Origin of the sequence: Alishewanella sp. SMS8 (assembly GCF_030737935.1) — a bacterium.
In the GTDB taxonomy this organism is placed as follows: domain Bacteria; phylum Pseudomonadota; class Gammaproteobacteria; order Enterobacterales; family Alteromonadaceae; genus Alishewanella; species Alishewanella maricola.
The window spans coordinates 157,624-175,817 of sequence record NZ_JAPJEA010000004.1; the positions used below are offsets into that span (position 1 = coordinate 157,624).

General features: G+C 40.7%; 32 protein-coding genes. All 32 read right to left on the reverse strand.

What is annotated here, in order from left to right:
• Window positions 1-47: 47 nt before the first annotated feature.
• Window positions 48-377, reverse strand: a complete 330-nt coding sequence (locus ORJ01_RS13660) for a hypothetical protein (protein WP_306178513.1) — start codon at window positions 375-377, stop codon at window positions 48-50.
• A 99-nt stretch (window positions 378-476) separates the two neighbouring features.
• The gene (locus tag ORJ01_RS13665) at window positions 477-1,418 is read right to left on the reverse strand and encodes a trypsin-like serine protease (protein WP_306178514.1); all 942 of its coding nucleotides are present in this window, start codon (window positions 1,416-1,418) and stop codon (window positions 477-479) included.
• 463 nt (window positions 1,419-1,881) lie between these two features.
• Window positions 1,882-2,187 carry a hypothetical protein gene (locus tag ORJ01_RS13670; RefSeq protein ID WP_306178515.1) on the reverse strand — a complete coding sequence of 102 codons (306 nt, stop codon included), beginning with the start codon at window positions 2,185-2,187 and terminating at the stop codon, window positions 1,882-1,884.
• 87 nt (window positions 2,188-2,274) lie between these two features.
• Window positions 2,275-2,712 carry a hypothetical protein gene (locus tag ORJ01_RS13675; protein ID WP_306178516.1) on the reverse strand — a complete coding sequence of 146 codons (438 nt, stop codon included), beginning with the start codon at window positions 2,710-2,712 and terminating at the stop codon, window positions 2,275-2,277.
• 94 nt (window positions 2,713-2,806) lie between these two features.
• Window positions 2,807-3,226 carry a DUF1493 family protein gene (locus ORJ01_RS13680; protein ID WP_306178517.1) on the reverse strand — a complete coding sequence of 140 codons (420 nt, stop codon included), beginning with the start codon at window positions 3,224-3,226 and terminating at the stop codon, window positions 2,807-2,809.
• 86 nt (window positions 3,227-3,312) lie between these two features.
• Window positions 3,313-3,939, reverse strand: a complete 627-nt coding sequence (locus tag ORJ01_RS13685) for a LysE family translocator (RefSeq protein WP_306178519.1) — start codon at window positions 3,937-3,939, stop codon at window positions 3,313-3,315.
• A gap of 96 nt (window positions 3,940-4,035) precedes the next feature.
• Complete coding sequence (locus ORJ01_RS13690; RefSeq protein WP_306178520.1) at window positions 4,036-4,347, reverse strand: hypothetical protein; 312 nt, start codon at window positions 4,345-4,347, stop codon at window positions 4,036-4,038.
• A 112-nt stretch (window positions 4,348-4,459) separates the two neighbouring features.
• A complete protein-coding gene (locus ORJ01_RS13695) occupies window positions 4,460-4,954 on the reverse strand; it encodes a hypothetical protein (RefSeq protein WP_306178522.1) in 495 nt (164 codons plus the stop codon).
• Between the two features lie 85 nt (window positions 4,955-5,039).
• A complete protein-coding gene (locus ORJ01_RS13700; protein WP_306178523.1) occupies window positions 5,040-5,846 on the reverse strand; it encodes an alpha/beta fold hydrolase in 807 nt (268 codons plus the stop codon).
• A gap of 102 nt (window positions 5,847-5,948) precedes the next feature.
• Window positions 5,949-6,260, reverse strand: a complete 312-nt coding sequence (locus tag ORJ01_RS13705; RefSeq protein WP_306178524.1) for a hypothetical protein — start codon at window positions 6,258-6,260, stop codon at window positions 5,949-5,951.
• 88 nt (window positions 6,261-6,348) lie between these two features.
• On the reverse strand, window positions 6,349-6,771 hold the full coding sequence (locus tag ORJ01_RS13710) for a hypothetical protein (protein WP_306178525.1): 423 nt from the start codon (window positions 6,769-6,771) through the stop codon (window positions 6,349-6,351).
• A 199-nt stretch (window positions 6,772-6,970) separates the two neighbouring features.
• Window positions 6,971-7,108 (reverse strand): hypothetical protein, encoded by a 138-nt coding sequence (locus ORJ01_RS13715; RefSeq protein ID WP_306178527.1) that lies wholly within the window; start codon window positions 7,106-7,108, stop codon window positions 6,971-6,973.
• A 105-nt stretch (window positions 7,109-7,213) separates the two neighbouring features.
• A complete protein-coding gene (locus tag ORJ01_RS13720; protein ID WP_027672628.1) occupies window positions 7,214-7,681 on the reverse strand; it encodes a helix-turn-helix domain-containing protein in 468 nt (155 codons plus the stop codon).
• Window positions 7,682-7,857: 176 nt separating this feature from the next.
• Window positions 7,858-8,262, reverse strand: coding sequence for a hypothetical protein (locus ORJ01_RS13725; RefSeq protein ID WP_306178528.1), 405 nt, complete (start codon window positions 8,260-8,262; stop codon window positions 7,858-7,860).
• A gap of 90 nt (window positions 8,263-8,352) precedes the next feature.
• Entirely contained in the window at window positions 8,353-9,180 is an 828-nt protein-coding gene (locus tag ORJ01_RS13730; RefSeq protein WP_306178530.1) for a hypothetical protein, read from the reverse strand.
• Window positions 9,181-9,268: 88 nt separating this feature from the next.
• Window positions 9,269-9,661, reverse strand: coding sequence for a hypothetical protein (locus tag ORJ01_RS13735; RefSeq protein WP_306178531.1), 393 nt, complete (start codon window positions 9,659-9,661; stop codon window positions 9,269-9,271).
• 103 nt (window positions 9,662-9,764) lie between these two features.
• Complete coding sequence (locus ORJ01_RS13740) at window positions 9,765-10,043, reverse strand: hypothetical protein (protein WP_306178532.1); 279 nt, start codon at window positions 10,041-10,043, stop codon at window positions 9,765-9,767.
• 111 nt (window positions 10,044-10,154) lie between these two features.
• Window positions 10,155-10,739, reverse strand: coding sequence for a hypothetical protein (locus ORJ01_RS13745; RefSeq protein WP_306178533.1), 585 nt, complete (start codon window positions 10,737-10,739; stop codon window positions 10,155-10,157).
• 100 nt (window positions 10,740-10,839) lie between these two features.
• Window positions 10,840-11,361 carry a YcxB family protein gene (locus ORJ01_RS13750; RefSeq protein WP_306178535.1) on the reverse strand — a complete coding sequence of 174 codons (522 nt, stop codon included), beginning with the start codon at window positions 11,359-11,361 and terminating at the stop codon, window positions 10,840-10,842.
• Window positions 11,362-11,441: 80 nt separating this feature from the next.
• Window positions 11,442-11,747, reverse strand: a complete 306-nt coding sequence (locus tag ORJ01_RS13755) for a hypothetical protein (RefSeq protein WP_306178536.1) — start codon at window positions 11,745-11,747, stop codon at window positions 11,442-11,444.
• Window positions 11,748-11,839: 92 nt separating this feature from the next.
• Entirely contained in the window at window positions 11,840-12,139 is a 300-nt protein-coding gene (locus tag ORJ01_RS13760; protein ID WP_306178537.1) for a hypothetical protein, read from the reverse strand.
• 44 nt (window positions 12,140-12,183) lie between these two features.
• The gene (locus ORJ01_RS13765) at window positions 12,184-12,891 is read right to left on the reverse strand and encodes a hypothetical protein (protein WP_306178538.1); all 708 of its coding nucleotides are present in this window, start codon (window positions 12,889-12,891) and stop codon (window positions 12,184-12,186) included.
• A gap of 112 nt (window positions 12,892-13,003) precedes the next feature.
• The gene (locus ORJ01_RS13770) at window positions 13,004-13,348 is read right to left on the reverse strand and encodes a hypothetical protein (RefSeq protein ID WP_306178539.1); all 345 of its coding nucleotides are present in this window, start codon (window positions 13,346-13,348) and stop codon (window positions 13,004-13,006) included.
• 105 nt (window positions 13,349-13,453) lie between these two features.
• Window positions 13,454-13,753 carry a hypothetical protein gene (locus ORJ01_RS13775; RefSeq protein ID WP_306178540.1) on the reverse strand — a complete coding sequence of 100 codons (300 nt, stop codon included), beginning with the start codon at window positions 13,751-13,753 and terminating at the stop codon, window positions 13,454-13,456.
• Window positions 13,754-13,858: 105 nt separating this feature from the next.
• A complete protein-coding gene (locus ORJ01_RS13780; protein ID WP_306178541.1) occupies window positions 13,859-14,296 on the reverse strand; it encodes a hypothetical protein in 438 nt (145 codons plus the stop codon).
• Window positions 14,297-14,400: 104 nt separating this feature from the next.
• Window positions 14,401-14,883: a DUF2199 domain-containing protein gene (locus ORJ01_RS13785; RefSeq protein WP_306178542.1), complete on the reverse strand. Its 483-nt coding sequence runs from the start codon at window positions 14,881-14,883 to the stop codon at window positions 14,401-14,403.
• 536 nt (window positions 14,884-15,419) lie between these two features.
• Window positions 15,420-15,812, reverse strand: coding sequence for a GCN5 family acetyltransferase (locus ORJ01_RS13790; protein WP_306178543.1), 393 nt, complete (start codon window positions 15,810-15,812; stop codon window positions 15,420-15,422).
• Window positions 15,813-15,884: 72 nt separating this feature from the next.
• Window positions 15,885-16,118, reverse strand: a complete 234-nt coding sequence (locus ORJ01_RS13795) for a hypothetical protein (RefSeq protein ID WP_306178544.1) — start codon at window positions 16,116-16,118, stop codon at window positions 15,885-15,887.
• Window positions 16,119-16,234: 116 nt separating this feature from the next.
• Window positions 16,235-16,549 (reverse strand): hypothetical protein, encoded by a 315-nt coding sequence (locus ORJ01_RS13800; protein WP_306178545.1) that lies wholly within the window; start codon window positions 16,547-16,549, stop codon window positions 16,235-16,237.
• Window positions 16,550-16,619: 70 nt separating this feature from the next.
• Window positions 16,620-17,147, reverse strand: coding sequence for a hypothetical protein (locus tag ORJ01_RS13805; RefSeq protein WP_306178546.1), 528 nt, complete (start codon window positions 17,145-17,147; stop codon window positions 16,620-16,622).
• 35 nt (window positions 17,148-17,182) lie between these two features.
• Complete coding sequence (locus ORJ01_RS13810) at window positions 17,183-17,578, reverse strand: hypothetical protein (protein ID WP_306178547.1); 396 nt, start codon at window positions 17,576-17,578, stop codon at window positions 17,183-17,185.
• A 91-nt stretch (window positions 17,579-17,669) separates the two neighbouring features.
• Window positions 17,670-18,089 (reverse strand): GNAT family N-acetyltransferase, encoded by a 420-nt coding sequence (locus ORJ01_RS13815; protein ID WP_306178548.1) that lies wholly within the window; start codon window positions 18,087-18,089, stop codon window positions 17,670-17,672.
• Window positions 18,090-18,194 lie beyond the last annotated feature (105 nt).

The following is an 18,194-nucleotide window of genomic DNA, read 5'->3' on the forward strand; positions in this document are numbered from 1 at the left end:
TAGCGTTTGACGTCCCAGCGACCAAAGGGAGCGAGTGATGCGCCTTGTTATGTAGCATTGCAGATGACCTTACCAAATACATGTGCCTGAATCTCCTCGCACTTCTGTTTACCGTCTATAACCTCTAAAGCATCACCACAACTCTTTGGCCTGAATAGAGGTTTATCGCTTGGCTCAATTTTAATTACCCCGGCGGGACATAAGCTTTGGACTTTCTCATTCCACCGTTTGGTAAGGTCTGCCTCTGACAGCTCAGAACCAAACACGGTAACTAAATGCACAGTTCCTTGTTCGTTACTACTAACCATAAATTCCACATCACCTGCGACACAAACGAGTGAAAGAAATATTGAGGTTAAAAATAACGCTGATTTCATAGTGCTACATAACGCTTTGCTAATTGGCTGCCGCAGAGCAGCGTAGGCAGTCCAGTGGAGGCCACGCTTTTTGTGGCCGGAACGAAATTAAGCAATTTGTTAAATTGCATTTGGTTTCAACCCGATGTCAGAACACACTTCGGGTAAAATCTGTTCTGTGAGGCCTGCAGGAAGGCGCTCCAATTTTGGAAGTGCTAGTTGCCGCTGATCAGCATCTTCGCCAGTCGTGATTGTTTCAATCCAAGGCTTAAAGAAAGACACTCTGGAATACACTTCCACTACACCGTACTTCCCGATATCGCCGCCTTCAACTCTGGAGCTAATACCGAGTAAGTGGCTCGTACCGTCAATAGTCAGATAGGCTGGGCCGCCACTATCGCCCCCACCAGAAACACCTTCGTGTGGTAAAGCTGCATCATCTCTGTCAAATTTGAATTTTAATAGCGGCCCCTCTGCTTGTTCGATTCGATTTTCGGCTTTTCGTAAAACTCCGCCATTTTCATAATTATCAACCGTTTGTCCGGTTAGCCCATTTCCAGTGCCGCCAACACCGATAAACCATATTATCTTGCCAACTTCATCTGTTTTTTCATACAAACTCGCCGGTTCTACATCCTTTATTTGATTTACTAATTTTATTAACGCAATGTCGTGACTTTTACCTGGCTGATAATCTTTATGAACAAAGACACTTTCCACTTTGTGGTAGCCATTATTTAGACCGATGTAGCTACCAGAATTAATACAGAAAGTTGCGTGAGCGGCAGTCACAATCCAATCAGGCTTAATTAATGTGCCATGAGCCCCATCAACATACAGTGTTGCCAATGGTGCAAAATCTGCAGAGTCAGCAAGATATTTTTTGTCATCAACATCATGACGGACCACAATTGCTGAAGCCGATAAGCTTGAAATTATTAATAAAAAAGACAGAAATATACGCATGACTTCCCTATGCAATTTAACGCAAAGCACATGGGCGACAAAAACGCGCCAGCGAGTTTGGCGTCCCAGCGACCAACGGGAGCGAATGGTGCGCATTGTTATGTGCGAGTTTTATACTAATAGCCACCGCGAATTACCCTGAAAACAAAGTCCATAACGAAAAATGTTATAACTGAATATAAAATGTTCATTATTATTGCTCTGTATTTTCTAAATAATAATGTCTTTGATAATTCCGGGTTCATTTGCCTTAATTCAAAGAGCATACTTGTACCACTTTCTGTAAGAGAGGGATTCACAAATACGGATTTGTCAGGTGCCAACATTGTCGTACTAACGTAACCTTTTTGAATTAGCTCCGAGAGTAATTCGCGAGAAATAAACTTATCGCAGGCAATTCTTACTGGAAGTGAGCCCGAATGAATATCGAATAAAGCTAGCAAGTACTCGCGTGTGTTCATTTATAAACTCTATTTCCGACGATCATGACAACCTAAGCACATAACGCACAAAGCAGCTGCGCGGTACGCGTCGGCTGGCTTTGCTTGTTATATGCAAGTTATTCGACAAAGGGGCCATGCATTTGGTTACTACCATCTAAGCCATTGTAAAGTCCAATAAAATAAGAGTCTGTTTCCGTATTTTTATATAAAACATAGGCCAGCCCATCCATCTTTTCTATGTTTTTGATCTCGCAAAGACTCTCAAATTTTTCGTCCAGTTGAAAAGGCACGTAGGATATAGAGTTTTGACTTTTCTCAATTTTCGATTGAATGAATGCCGTTTCGGCATTGTCACAAGCATCGATTTGAGACGCACTGGTAAAAGGTGCAATTAAGAGTAATAAAACTAGAAATTTACGCATAAGTTCCCTTGCATATAACGCTTTGCCACAAACGCGAGCAAGTTGTTGCGAGTCGAGTGCCCAACGGGCGCGTTTTGATGGCGATTCTTATATTTGTTCACATTCTTTGGTATCAATTGGTATGTCAACAACTTTGCGGTCTTCAAAATCAACGTAGCTGTATACTACCTTTATTTTCATTTTACGAAACTCCGCAGTGGTATCGGATGTGCAAACCCAGTTGAAAAGTCTTGGTGCCATACCAGCATTAAAATCCTGTAAATCTATTTCATCAACATGATAATTGATAAGTTTATAAAGGTACCTAAAGGTGTCACCTGAGCCCACTGTAGATACCAAAACTGTATCCATATCTATAGTCATAGGTAAGTTTTTATTAATTTCACTCGCCGCTCTCATCAGGGTTTTATTATTGTCTTCTGCATCATAAGTTTTACTAGAAAAGACATCGATAGCCAACCGCCCTGCGAAAGCAAAAAACAGAATAGCGAGCAATATAGAGGTGTTAACAAATTCTTTTTTCAACGCTTGCACCTTTCAAAATATAACGCCCCGCGCATGCGCGCGAACTTGTGAGCGTCGCAGGGGCCGCAGGCCCCAAATGACGCGGATTGTTAGGCTACGTCTTCCAGAAGCCAATAATTAAGCCAGCCAACCCAGCTAATACAAAAAAAGTTTGTAAAACTAATATGTCCCATCGACGCGTTGGCAAAGTATGGGCTGGATATGTTACTGCCCAATTTTTAAAATTGGCATATTTCTCAAGAAGTTCCGGTGTAATGATTATTCTACTCACGCGCCGATTAGGCGGAGGAAATATAAAAGCCAAAGGGCTAGAAACCTCTTCACAACAGTGAAAATACCATAAGTAATTATCTAGATTCACGCCGAACTCTTTTGAGTAGGCAGCCATTAAATCATCAAAATCATCACCATACACACCAAAATCTTCGCAAATATCCGAGTCTGGCCTTAGTTTTGCAGCCTTTATTCCACACTCTTTTTCTATCAGATTGTATATGTCGTCGATGGTCACCATTAGTAGCCTAACGCTCGCAGCACAGGCCGAAACCCGCGCAGCGGTTGAGGTCCAGGCCTCGCAGTGGCCGATTGTGACTGCGTTTGTTAGCCATTTTGCATACTTGCCGTTATTACGCCCGCACCCACAAGCAAGCTACCGCCAACTTTGTTAAAGCCATTTTGAAAGCTAGGCTTAGCTATGTAACCTCTAAGATAACCTGACAATAAAGCGTAACAACTTACACTAAGCAGTGATACCACTAAAAATGACACTGCCAGAACGACCATTTGCGGAAATACGGGCTCTGCTGTGTTTATAAACAGCGGCAAAAAAGCCATAAAGAACAAAATGCCCTTCGGATTTAGAGCGGTCACAATTAAAGCGTCACGGAAAATAATAAATGAACTCTCTTTTTGGGCTATTTCAGCAGTCCGGCTTTTAGAAAGGCTATTGGTGCGAAATGCTTTTATACCCATGTAAATAAGATAAGCTGCGCCTATGAATTTAATAAGGTTAAACATCGTAGATGAAATAGATAGCAGCAAACCTAACCCCATGAAGCTTGAAGCCATTAGGATTATGTCACCTACAATCGCTCCTGCCGCTAATGCCATAACAGATCTTTTACCATGGGTTAATGCTTGCCCTACGACAAGAAAAACTGTCGGGCCTGGCGTAAAACACAAAACCAATGATGCAGTGACAAATGCTAGCCAAATCTCAAAACTCAAAATGAACTCCTATAGGGCTAACGCTCGCAGCACAGGCCGAAACCCGCGTAGCGGTTGAGGTCCAGGCCACGCAGTGGCCGTGTGTGGCTGCGCTTGTTATGCGATTGAATTTTTAACAAAATTTCCATCGAATTTTATTATGATCTCTTTTTTTTCCGTGTGAATACAAATGGTCTTTTCATGTAGCCAATTAATTCCGATTACACTATCAATGCATTGATCGTCATACTCATCGTCAAGCGTTTCCTCTTTATACGACTCTATACCAGTAAATATGATCTCTATCACTGGTTTACATATTTCAGGAGAATCAACACAGACCAATATTAGCTGCCTTTTGCCAATGTCATATATCAGTCTATCAATGTAAGGCGAGCATCCTTCCAGATATTCTGATGTCATATCCATTACTCGAACTCCATCAGCGCATAACGCCTCATTAAGAGGAAATTTATAGTTGGCTAAAATGTTGAACGCAGTGAAAACAGCCAACTGTAAATTTTCCTGCTTTAATGACTTGTTAGGCATTTTTATACTGAGTCGATTTTATCAGTTTGGCGCAAAGTAAAGCTGCCCAACCAATAAGAACCCAATGTCCAGTAAACAGCCTCAATTGATAACTTAACAGTTGATTATAACCAGCATAATCAACTTCTCGGATAACTGTACCTTTTTGAACTAGGAAATATGCGCCATTAATAATTTTGGGATTACCACCTTCAAGTAATGCTATACATAAGAAAAAATTCATTAATATATATGGCATAACAGGAAAGAATAGCCCTCCTAGCAATATTGGTGCATTTTCACCACCAAGCTTAAAAAACTCCTCGCTGCTTGAGATAACTCTTTTTGCCAAAAATATAAAAACACCCGCAACCAATATTGCGGTCCCGTGAAGCTTTGACATTAAGCCGTTTGTAACTGCGAAATCTAGTTCAAAATATGTACTCACATGAATTGCCACAAACACGAGGAAAACTAAATTTGCAAAAGGAGTTAAGAGCCTATCCATGTAATATGCCTAACGCAAAGCTTTGGGGCGGCAGGAGCGCAGCGTAAGCCGTCCCAGCCGCGTTAGCGGCGACAATAGCGCCTTGTTAGTGTTTTATAAGCCGCTCAATAATTAGGGTGAGTTCACTAATTACTAATTCAGGCTCGTCAAACTGCACAAAATGACCACTCATCTCTGTTAACACTGCCCGCCCTTGTGGGAAAGCTTCAGCCCATTGTTTCCATGTCTCACCCCACTTTACTACACCTTGGTCACTAGCCAGCAAGTGTGGAGGATTGGGATCTTTTTTGATCGAGGCAATAACAGTAACAGGCATATCTTTGATCTGTGGGTAGTTTGGTAAAGGTCTCTTACTCCAGAAATCCAAGTAGTTGTTTGACATGCCATTTTCCATATCAGCAAGTTTAACAGCAGCAATTTCTTTGTTAGCCTGCTCTAAATTAATTGCACGCATAATATCCACATCATGCTCCGAAGAGGGATCAAGCATCAGTAGTGCCTTTATTTGTGCAGGGTAAGTCACTGCAAAATCCCTAGCTACATTTCCGCCATAGGAATGAGCAATTAAAATGACAGGCTGCGAAATCCCTAAATTTAGTAAAAGGTTGCTTGCATAATGAGCATACTCGTCAGAAGTAAAATGACGCTTTATTGCAGTTGAGTTGCCATTGCCTACCCTTGAGTAGCGAATAACCGTCGCTTTTTCAGCAATTTTATAGAAGACAGGATCCCAGTCAGATAAACCAGCACCAGCACCGCCTTCCAAAAGGACTGTGTACTCACCACTGCCCGCGATTTCATATTCCAGCTCAAAGTCCCCAACCTTTGAAAACTTCGGTTCTGCGACCACAGAAAAGGACAAGACAAAGATCGATAACAAAATGAATTTCAAAAAAACTCCTTAAAACACTAACACTGAGCGCACGCGCGGAAAACTGCATCGCAGTTGACGTCGCTGCGGCCGAAAGCCGCAAAGTGCCGCGATTTGTTAGGGCTAAGCTGCTGATAACACAAAGATATATCCCCCTAATAAAATGGCAATTATAGGAACGATAAATAGTAAACCTTTTGATAGTTTGTGATGCATTGGAAACAAGCGAGCGGACGAAAAAGCAATGACACCGACTAATACAATGGGTACAACAGCGCACAACAATAATTTAGTTTGTGTTAGGGGTTGGCAGTTTGGCACTGGATTTAATTCACCACAACCGACAGCTGATGCATAAGGCAACATTTGATATATGAAAATTGACGCAGCAATTGCGAGCGCAATATTAATCAGAATCAAAACTTGCTTAGTCATAAAGCCCTAACGCCTCGCTAAACGGCGAGCTTTAGCGAGTCCGGTGGAGGCCACGTTTTTTGTGGCCGGAACGTATTTGAGCGGTTTGTTAGGCATTGATTAATTTCACAATAGGTGGCTTTTCAGAAACAACATCTATTATTTGGTTTAAGCAACAAAAGCCATAGTGTACAAACGGACCAGGATAATCTTCTGTAGCGAACGTACCTTGGCCAATATAGTTTAAAAATGCTGACTTCGAATAAACCCGTGCAAGCCTACCCTCGAACTTTTCTTCAATGCCTCCAGCATAACTTTCATTCGTTACTGCATATGCTATGTAGTCATCGAAGACTATTTCATAGCGGGCGCTGTTGTCGGTTACTGCTATGGGTTTGCTTTCCCTCAATATCTCTCTTAGTGCCTCAACTGGCTCTTCTACTGATGATATTTCCGAGACGACATCAGACACACCTGCCTCAGCGATTACAATCCTGAGGCAATCTTTATAGGTTTCTTGTATCTCAATCATATCGAGATACTTATGCTTATTCATTGCACTGAACATAAATGCCTAACGCCCAAATTTAGCGCGGAAAGCCGCGCAGCGGGTTGTCGTCGCAGCCGGCGCTTTTCGCCGGCGATAATATTTTTTTGTTATGTTCACTTGCTATTTGAAATGCACCCATGCAAAAAGCTCTAAAATACAATTAGTTAATCCAGTAAAAAGCCTATCCTGAAAAGGTTTGGCTGACTAACTTTGAAAAGTTCTCTTTCTGGTAATCTTCCATTGATGCGTAAAATGCAACACACCCAAGCACTAAAACCAAAGCAGTGTATGCAGCTGTTTTTCTAAAATTTTTACTCATGTGTAACTCCGTGATTATGATTTGAAGTGAACATAACACCCGCCACAAACGCGAGCAACTTGTTGCGAGTCGAGCGCCCAACGGGCGCGTTTTTGATGGCGATTGTTATGTGCCCCTCTCTACATCAGGCTCGTACCAGATACCATACTTATCACCTTGCCACTTCAACAAAGAATAAAAATAGGCTATTGCCAGCATGACAATTCCGCCAGTTAAAGCCGCCTCATTTACCAATCCAACGCAACAAAATATAAAACCGGCAATGTGCGATATTATCTCTGCCCGCTTTATTGATTTGCGCTGAGTCCGCACGTGTATATAGTTTAGCCAAAACCAAATTTTTAAAAATAACGGTAACTTCTGCCATTCATTTGTGCTTTTATCTATCATAAATTTCTCCTGATTCAGTGTTGTCACATCGACATCAAGAGCCGCAGCAAGACATTTTAATGATTCAAAACTAGCATTGTGACCACTCTCAATACGCTGAATGGTTCGAACATTAAGCCCGGACATTTGCGCTAATTGCTCTTGAGAAATATGCCGACTAAGTCGCAGTTCTTTTAAAATCATCAGATGGCTCCTGTACTCCTGAACCAAGAGTGTTACTTATATTTTCATCTGTCAGGTACGTAAATTACCCGACAATAACCCGACAGCTGCAGAGTTAGCGCACATAACGCCCGCCACAAACGCGAGCAACTTGTTGCGAGCCGAGCGCCCAACGGGCGCGTTTTTGATGGCGATTGTTATGTTTTTTTTGATTTAAAGGCACCAAAAACACCCTTATAAAACAAGAAAATCCCACAAAATACTAATGCCATAACTCCCAAATGAAAAGCTATTGGATTATCATGTATGTTTAACATTTCTCGTCTATTGTTTCTAGACATAAATACTCCACTGATATAAATGAAGTATGAAGAAGCAAACATCAAACATGAACACATCGTCAAGAAAACACGAGTCTGGATTTCATTATTACCATCTGTTTTGTTCTCTTTAGCGATATTCACTTTTTCATTTTTACGCTCAGGTTTTTCAAGCTCAGCTAGCAAATTTTGATAGTTTTCAGGGAATGCATAAGCATCTATGCTTTCAAGCGCTTCATGCAACTCCGACAGGCTATATTTTGTATAATCGACCTGATTCAAACGACACTCCATTTGAAAACATAACGCCCGCCACAAACGCGAGCAACTTGTTGCGAGTCGAGCCGCAAAGCGGCGTTTTGATGGCGTTTGTTAGTTTCGTCCAATTAACGCCTCGGATAGTAATTTCTCAGTCATCATTTGCGCTTGCTCTAGCTCATAATTGCTCATGTTGTTTAGCAGCTGCTGCTTAATCCAGTCGACCTTCCGATACAAATCATTATTCCGTGTAATTGCCATGGCATAGTTAGCGTATGCCACCGACTTATAATAGCTTTGCCCATTGGTTGCAGGGTCAAAATGCTGATAGCCTTTAACTAGCTTTTCTAACGATTGCTCACCACCTTGCAATGCAACTTTATGCGCCAAATCGTATTTCTTGTGAGTAAATGCTACTCTAGCAGCAATTCTCGCTTCCCTACTTAATCGCACTATACCGATGTTTTCAAAATATTCCCGTTCACCGATTGCCCATAATAACGACACTGCATCGTCAGATCCTTGCTCTGCCGCAATTAACAAAAGGTCTATGTAGTTGTATTCACCTTTAGGTTGCTTTGAACATTGATCAAATCTGGCGAGAACATCTTCGATATACTCGTTTGGTTCTCCAACACTATTAGCTTCATCAAGCCATACTGATAATTCAGAATCAGATTTCGGCACACTTTTACAAAGGCGAAGCTCAATTGCTAATTCAAGAATCTGATTGGCGCTAAGTTGCAATATTTTGTCTTGGGCATCATCTTCGGCAATATATTCAACAACTGATTCCCGCTCCTTCTCTTTGTCGACTTTACTATCAGCATCTTTAAGCTGAGGCACATGCTCATCACTCACAGCGGGAGTAATGTTCTCTTTTGGATACATCCAGAATGCAAACAAGGAAACAATTAAAATGATTAATAAAATTCTATACACGAAATTACACCTAAGAAACTAACGCCCCGCGCATGCGCGCGAACTTGTGAGCGTCGCAGGGGCCGCAGGCCCCGAATGACGCGGATTGTTATAAATCAATTGCTGTGATGGTTGGTTCATCATCAATTAAAACTATATCAATAAAGTCATCATCTGAAACAACAGCAAAATGGCGATACTTAGCTTTATCAATTGAGCGATCTCTTTCTTCAAAGCAAAAGTTGATTAACTCTGTATCAAACAACTCATATATGAAGCTTCCAGCAAATACTGGCTCTTTAAATTGCTTCTGAAACCTCAAAAGATCCCCTTCATCCATGACCCTAAACAGCGTCGGCGCTCTAAACATCAACAAATATGATCTTTCTAGCTTCATGTACGCTATCTGAATTGTTAGCAGGGCTCGGGAGTAATTAAGATTAGCTAAAAATCTGTCCTGGCCTGGATGCTCTTTAAGTCCTTTCCAAGGTTCTACGTGCACAAATCTCTCCTGATTTATAACGCCCGCAGCTGCGGGCGCCTTGTAGCGACGAAGGAGCGGAAAGGCGCTCCGATAGACTGCGTTTGTTAGGTTTTGATCGGCACTAACCACTGATTTTACCGATAGTGAATTCAAGTCCTTTAGGAGACATACTCACATTTGGAATTTCCACTTCATCTAGATGCTTGTGATAACCGGGCACCTCACAGTTCGCCACCTCGATTATCTTGGCTGCCAACGCTAACAACCCATTTTTATCACCTGATAGATATACACTATTTACATTTATATCTACCTCAATCTTACCAGTGTTATTTCTTTCACTGAATGGAGTACCATGACGATTAATTTTAAATTTATGGGTAAATTCGACTTCTCTCATAGAAAACCTAACGCCCAAATTTAGCGCGGAAAGCCGCGCAGCGGGTTGACGTCGCAGCCAGCGCATTTTGCTGGCGATAAAATTTGTTTGTTAGGTTTTTTGTTCGCATAACTACTTCCAGCCTGATGATAAACCGAGATTTATTTGCAAGTTTTCAAAACCTTCTGGTACGTCACCTATTTTTACATAAATGCTAAAGGCTTCTTTACCCGTAGGTAAAGAATGAATATATGTCATTTCCTTCGCCGCATAAGGAACCTCTGAAATTGAAAATGGTACTGCCCGATTTTTAATGTCGGGTGATGAGTATTCATATCGCCCGTTCCATTCCATTTCGTTTGCCCATGCTGCTTCACCAATCTTTTGCATGCGGAGGAAATGACTATTTAGAGCTGACTTCCGATAAAAATACGTAACATTATTACCGCCATAAACCCGAACTTCGAGAATTGTATTCAGTTTTTCAAAGTTTACAGGAGTATCACTAATTAAATTAATGCTTAGAAAAGAAGTGCCATGAGATCCATAGCCATCGAATTTGAAGAGCACCTCTTTATCAGATTCAAAATTGAAAGCAGGTAACTGCAAATTGTGTGTTGTTAATGGCCAAAATCCGCTTTCTTCATAGATTCCATCGCCTTCAAATCCACAGGCTGTAAGGAATATACTTAGTAGAAGAATCCATTTTTTAGTCAAATCCTGCTCCTAGCTGAGACAAACCTAACGCAAAGCTTTGGGGCGGCTGGAGCGCAGCGTAAGCCGTCCCAGCCACGACAGTGGCGTCAATAGCGCCTTGTTATACATACTTTTTCACTATTGATTGGAGCTCGGCTTTTTCTATATCTGAGGTAAAAGAAGCAGCAGGGATGATTAAGGCAAAAAGCTTATCTAAGAAAATATAAATATCACCGCTATTATCTTCCACTGACTCAACGCTTTCCCATTTATAGAAACAATTTCCAAGTGGGTTTATTTCTGTAATTCCGTCAGTACCAAACTCTATGGTTTTTTCTCCAAGCATTAAGCCATTTTGATTGGGAATACTCGACTGACGGAGTTTACGCATATTCATATAGTAAGCGACAATAAACACTGTAAAAGGAAATGTGACTATTAATGCTGACGGCCAATGAAAGCTAGATAATGATATTGAATCAATCTGAAATAAGAACATAAAAGCTATCGTTAAAATGCACCAAATAATCATGTTCTTGATGAAGCCTTTACCGCCCTTAGGTTGTGGTGTGCACAGCCGCTTAAACGCGTAATTAGTGAAGTTGAGGTAATCTTTCTCAGTTACTCTAATTGTTTTAATCATGAATCAACTTTTCCATGTATGTATAACGCACAAAGCAGCTGCGCGGTACGCGTCGACTGGCTTTGCTTGTTATATGCAAGTTATTCGACAAAGGGGCCATGCATTTGGTTACTACCATCTAAGCCATTGTAAAGTCCAATAAAATAAGAGTCTGTTTCCGTATTTTTATATAAAACATAGGCCAGCCCATCCATCTTTTCTATGTTTTTGATCTCGCAAAGACTCTCAAATTTTTCGTCCAGTTGAAAAGGCACGTAGGATATAGAGTTTTGACTTTTCTCAATTTTCGATTGAATGAATGCCGTTTCGGCATTGTCATAAGCATCAATTTGAGACGCACTGGTAAAAGGTGCAATTAAGAGTAATAAAACTAGAAATTTACGCATAAGTTCCCTTGCATATAACGCCCCAAGCAGGGGATTTTATGAGTGTTTTTCAGGGAGTAAAATTCCCGCTGGCTTGGCTTGTTATAAAGCAATTACCCACCCACCACAATTATTGATTGGCGCACAAAACTTATGACAAAAAAGGCAACACCAATTAGAACTAAAGCAACAGGAACACCTAGGAGAATGCGAGTAAAACTAGACCTGTTTTTAAAAAATTGAGAACTAAAAACAACTTCACCTAACCATTCCATAAGTATGTATGCGGGAATACCTATAACGAACAATGCAGCCCAGCCAAAGAAGCTAGATGGAATTTCCGGATAAAATGTCCAAATAAGAAGAGTAATAAGAAAAACTACTACCCCTAATATTCCCAGCATTCGATTCATGCACAATCCTTTGATGCTTTATAACGCCCGGTTCACCGGACCAATTAAGGTTGGTGCTGCGAAGCTGAGCCAGCCTTAATTGGATCAGTGTGCAACCGTTTGTTATCAGTTTTTCGCAACCAATTACGATCGATAAACATGCATATTATTAGTACTGCAAAACAAGCACTAATAACAATCCAATTCATGTGTTCTCGAAATTTGTAGCTCGCCGATATAACGAGAGTAATATATAATGCACCTAGTAAATCTATAAAAATATTATGTTTCGTGTTTTTGTTTATCATGTACAGCATCAATAGGGATACAGGATATACGACAGCTAAGCAATAAATGCCTAAGGCAACAAATCCCATTGATGTGTTCGCGAGTTCAGAATCTGGAGATCCTCGAGTAACTATAAATAGACCAGCGCCGATACCAACCAACATACCACTAGCTATAAAACCACAACTTATTCCTGCTCTGCTTGTTGCCAAAACTATATTATCGAACCACCACTTATCATTGTGGTTCTTAGTACCTCCCCAAGTCACCAAGGCTGTAGTTAATAAGCTTAAAATACTCAAAATGAAAAAATATGAAATTGAAACTGGCTCTTGAATTAGGCTCAGATACCAGTCTGGCAAGTCACTGGTAAGATCTACAAAGCAGCCACCTACTACGACTACAAGAATACCCAAAACCAAGAATACTAAAAAACTTTCAAACGCAGGACCAATAGATATTTTTTCAAATGCTGACTTTTGCACAATGTATCCTTACTGATAACGCTTACAATAACGGGAAAAACCGAGTGCTTTGCAACGAAGTTGCAGCGAGGCTTTTTCCCAGTGAGCAAAGCGAACGATGTTTATTGTTTTGTTAGGTAGCATGTCGCAACCGTTTGAGTTGTATGACACCAATAACAGTACCTATTGGAATAAATAAGAGCCATAAATAAGACATCAAACGGGTGTACCTTTTAAACCAATTTGGTAGTGCCTCGATAGAACGTAATAAATTTAAGCTTAATAAAAGCCCCAAAATTGAAGGCACAACAGCAATTAAGGATTTAACAATACTGGCAGATAATGCCCCTGCGACCAACTTAGGATCTGCGGTGGATATGGCTTCGACAGCATTGAAAATACCAATTCCGAAGTGTAGTAACGCAAGCAGATAAAATAGCTGAAGTGTTGTACTCAAAATGACCAAAATTATTTGCATTCCTTTTGCTACCTAACGCCCAAATTTAGCGCGGAAAGCCGCGCAGCGGGTTGACGTCGCAGCCAGCGCTTTTTGCTGGCGATAAAATTTGTTTGTTATACGTATTTAACGACTCTCTCTCTGCTGACTCAGCGATAATCGGTTTGTTGAACTGAATACGGGGACGCTTTCATCGTCTTTAGAAAGAAAAGCATCAACCTCAACTGTTAAAAAAGCGCGAGGTATAATTTCAATTATGCCTTCCTCACCCAAATTAGCAAACATCAAAACTTCATTTCCAAAGGCTAAAAAACTGCTGTCATGATCCCTTAAATCACCATCGATATAAAGCTTCATACCATGAAACCAAGTGTTAACAACTTTGATTGAATGGCCTTTTACTTTAAAGCTCCATGTTTTTCTCATCGATTACTCCATAAATCTGAAAACGTATAACGCACGCCTAAATGGCGAGCAACTTGTTGCGAGTCCAGCGGCCACAGGCCGCGATGTTTAAGGCGCTTGTTAGCATTACTTTTGAGAGGACAAAGCGGCCTTTCTTGCTTCGGTTGCTATTTCTTCGGTTAAGCCATCATCAAATGAAAATGAGTATATTCTCCAACCGCTTTTTACTTTAAAAAATTGAAACTCATAACGAACGGGTTGCCTATCGTAAGTGGCTAGATAAGTAACATGCACAAAATTCTCACCAACTGCGTAAGTGTCAATTTTACCTATATGGTTAATTTCTCCAATAAGCCCTTCAAGCGCATTTAATTGCGTTTTAACATTTTTAATTTGATCTGGAATTGATGATACGTATTTATTTGTTCGATAAATGGAATCAACAGCTTCATCTACTTTCCCAGATTGATACAACTTGAAAAAATCATCAATCTCGGTTTGATAATCTGCAGCTAAAGAGTTAAATGATAGCAAAGTAGCTAAAAATATAATTGATAACTTCATGTTTGGTAATTCTCCAGTAATGCTAACGCTGCCAGCAGCGGCCGAGAAACCGCGCAGCGGGTTTGAGGTCCAGCGACCAACGGGAGCGTTGCTGACTGGCTTTGTTAGCTTTTGTTGCTACTAAAACTGTGTACTTTTTCAATACTGATGCCCTCAGCCTGCTCTTTAGTTAATAAATGCATAGGATCAGTAAAATAGAATTCTGGTCGCTGCGTTTCGCTCCCAAGCTGAACCATTAGCTCTAATCCGATAGTATTTTCGTATGAAGGTATTACGTTGGCGACCAAGCCAAAAAATTTTGGTTTGGTACTATTATCTTCTTCATAATTTTCTACGTAATCAAAAAAATCTTCTTGAGACACTTCAGCCCATATACCCCATCCATAGGAATTATCAGTTCCGTTTACTGGCAAATAAGCAACACCGCGAATGAAATACCTGTCATCTAATCTGCAAAGGTCAGAGTCAATTTGCGCCCTTTCTTCTTTTTCTGTTTTGGAAAGGTTCCAGATGTCATCAGGCATTTTGTAGCTTTTATCAAAAACTATTTCACCAATGTCCTTTCCGCAACATCCGCACTTCGCCATATTCATCCTTAAAGCTAACGCAAAGCTAAGCGGCGCGCGTTAGCGCGTCTTTGCTTGAGCGCCTTGTTATGCGTGAACGATACACAGCCATATACCAGAATACGGCTGCACCAATCAGACCAAATATGCCACAAAACAGTGCTTGTTTTGCTAGATCAACACTTGAGTCGTGACCGAATGGTTTAAAACCATAAATGAATATTACGCTTGGAATTACAGAGGCGAGTAAGTACCAATGTAACGCCTGCCGCTTTAATTTTTTAAGCACGTAATACAAAGGCAAAGCCCAAGCTATTACAACAACCATGGTCACTGTTGCCGCCACACTTGCCGTCAGTAGCGATATAGTTATACCGGAATAAACAGTACCAATTGAATCAACCGCACTGACAACAAATGTCACCACAAAAACGGTTAAAACTGTACATAAGCTGGCTATCGATAGTGATTTCATAATTTACGCATAACGCCCGCCACACACGCGAGCAACTTGTTGCGAGTCGAGCGCCCAAAGGGCGCGTTTGTGCTGGCGTTTGTTATGCCCCAACGCTAGCCTCTATAAACTGCGAAATAGTTTGCTCTTCTCTTTTATTACCTTGCAACCATTCAACTAACCACTCGGTGATGCGCTCACCTTTCATGGGAATAAATTGACCCGGTGTTGGTTCATCTATCCACTCAAATTGCCGCACTAAAACCAGCGGTTGCTCAGAGCCTATAGTGTTATCAGAAAATTCCTTTGCAGCCTCAAACGAAGAAAACGCGTAGTAGTAGATTTCGCCATCAAACTCATCAGGTGCGCCAAGCCACGGACGGCACCAGACACGATATTCAAGCACATCATCATAGAAGTAACCGCCGCCAGACTTTGCCTCTGCCGGATATTCGCCAACCATTTTTTCATCAACTGCAACGGGAAAAATGCTCATATCTCTCTTAAGGCATAACACCCCATTAAGCGGCGAAAATTGCTTTTTATTTTTGTCCGCTTGAATGGTTTGTTATACATCGTTTTTAGCTTTACGTGATTCATACATAACTATAATTAAGCCGGTAATAATAGATAGAGGAATTGTGATTGCCATCGCATACAAGAAATTACCCATAGTAATGTTGCCTAACCCACCATCTCCCCAGACTTTAATTAATCCAATAAAAAAAATTGCGAACTGAATGAATACAGTGTTACGAATAACGGCGTCCCAAAATGGTGATTTAACAAACACTTTCAACATTTCCTCCGAGATGTATAACGCCCCGCTAAGGGGAAATTTATAGTTTGCTAAAATGTTGAGCGGAGCGAAAACAGCAAACTGTAAATTTTCCCTCTTGAGCGACTTGTTAGGTGTACTTACTTGTTAACATACTTTTGAATAACAAATACTTGTAATACACCGCATTCTTGATTATTTCTTGGTTTATGATTTTTACAAAGATCTTCTATATAGCCAACAACATATTTAGCCGATGTAAGTTTAGGGCAAACATCATTGGCTGAGCCTTTTGTAAAATATGATTTACCAATACCATGAGGCTTTAAACTAAATACAACTCCAAGCTCGCCTCTTGCTAATGGGCCACAATCATCTACTTCTACTTTTAACTGATTTGCATTAGCTAGATTACTAACAGTGAATAAAGCTAAATATACTAGAAGTTTTCTCATGTACACCTAACGCTTGGCACACCAGAAAATTTGGCGCGCAGCGACCAATTTTTCTGAGTGATGCCACTTGTTATATTCCAATTTTTTGTACACCAAAGTTAATCTGTTCAACTGGTATAACTATTTGTTGATAGCTACCACCAACAGTCTCTTGTTCAGTTAGCAATACATGATCAAAAGGTGGCGCCATATCGAACCACTTGCCTTCAAAAGTAACGAAAGCATCAAAATCAAATTTTGTTAAATCCACTTTCGATTTAGAGAGACGATCTACAACTGTGGACTGAGCAAAACATATTATCTTGTGAGTTGGCTCTGCATTGTGGAAAAAAACTCGACTATGTGCCGCTGCTTCATAATCACTGCCCGAACCATAAATGACAAGTGATTCATTATTGGAGCATACAACTCTTTCAACCAGTAGTTCCCAATTTGCTTGCGCCCAATCATCAAAATACTCTTCAAAAGAGACTAAGAATAATTCTTCCTGTTCTGCGTAAAATTTATGCGTTTCATATGACTGAGTAACCAATTGATAATTGGCATTTAAGAATCTAATGAAATTAGCAATGCTGGAACTTAGAAACTCAATATTCATACGGGCAACATACTATCCTTGGAATATAAAACGCTTCAAGAACCGGTGCGGCGTGCCGCATCCGTGTTGCTTGACTTGTGATGTTTCGTTGCCTCTATGTACACCAAGATATAGGGCAATAAATATATTAAAAACAAAGCCGTATATAAATATGAAAAACCACTACCTAATACAGCCAAAAGTAAGATTAGAACTGTATGCCCTAGCAAAGCGCCAAGTTTATGTTTAAACGTTAAAAAGTTTAGCCCTATAAATACCACTAAATAAAGAAAACCCCAGTCACCCAAAGATAAACCATGAATTATTGCAGCCAAGATTAGCGAAACTGGTGGTACAAAAAATGAAAGTAATGCAGCTAAGCTTGCAAGCCCAAATACACTACCAGAAGTGATGTCAGAGAGTTTAAACATAGTTGCGCAGAGCTTAGACATACTCACCTAGAAACATCGCTCGCAGCACAGGCCGAAACCCGCGCAGCGGTTGAGGTCCAGGCCACGCAGTGGCCGATTGTGACTGCGCTTGTTATATGCCCAGCTGCTTCTGTAAAAAATAACTTGTGTGACCTTTCGGCATATCTGGTAATTCGCCAAAAATTGAATACCCCGCTTTAACGTAAAAACCCAGAGCTTGGAAAGTGGTCGTTTCTAAGCGAATATTCGTAGTGTTTTTTGATAAAGCATATTCCTCCATACGAGATAATAGCTTTGCTCCCCACCCACCTTTACGAATACTTTCATCAACCCAAAGGCCTTGAATATGCATCCAATTCCAGTTTATCTCGCCTAGAATGCCACCAACAATTACACCAGATTCATCCTTTACGAAAGAAGAAACTTTTTCTCTAAGTACACTGCCTGTGTGTGATTCGTTGTAAGCCGTTAAACCAGCCTTCAGGGCTTCAAATTCGTTATCTTTAGGTGGTAGAGGATTAGTTAATTCCATAATTATGCAACGAACTCCGTTTGGGCATATAACGCCCCAAGCAGGGGATTTTATGAGCGTTGTTCAGCGAGTAAAATTCCCGCTGACTTGGCTTGTTAACTGCTT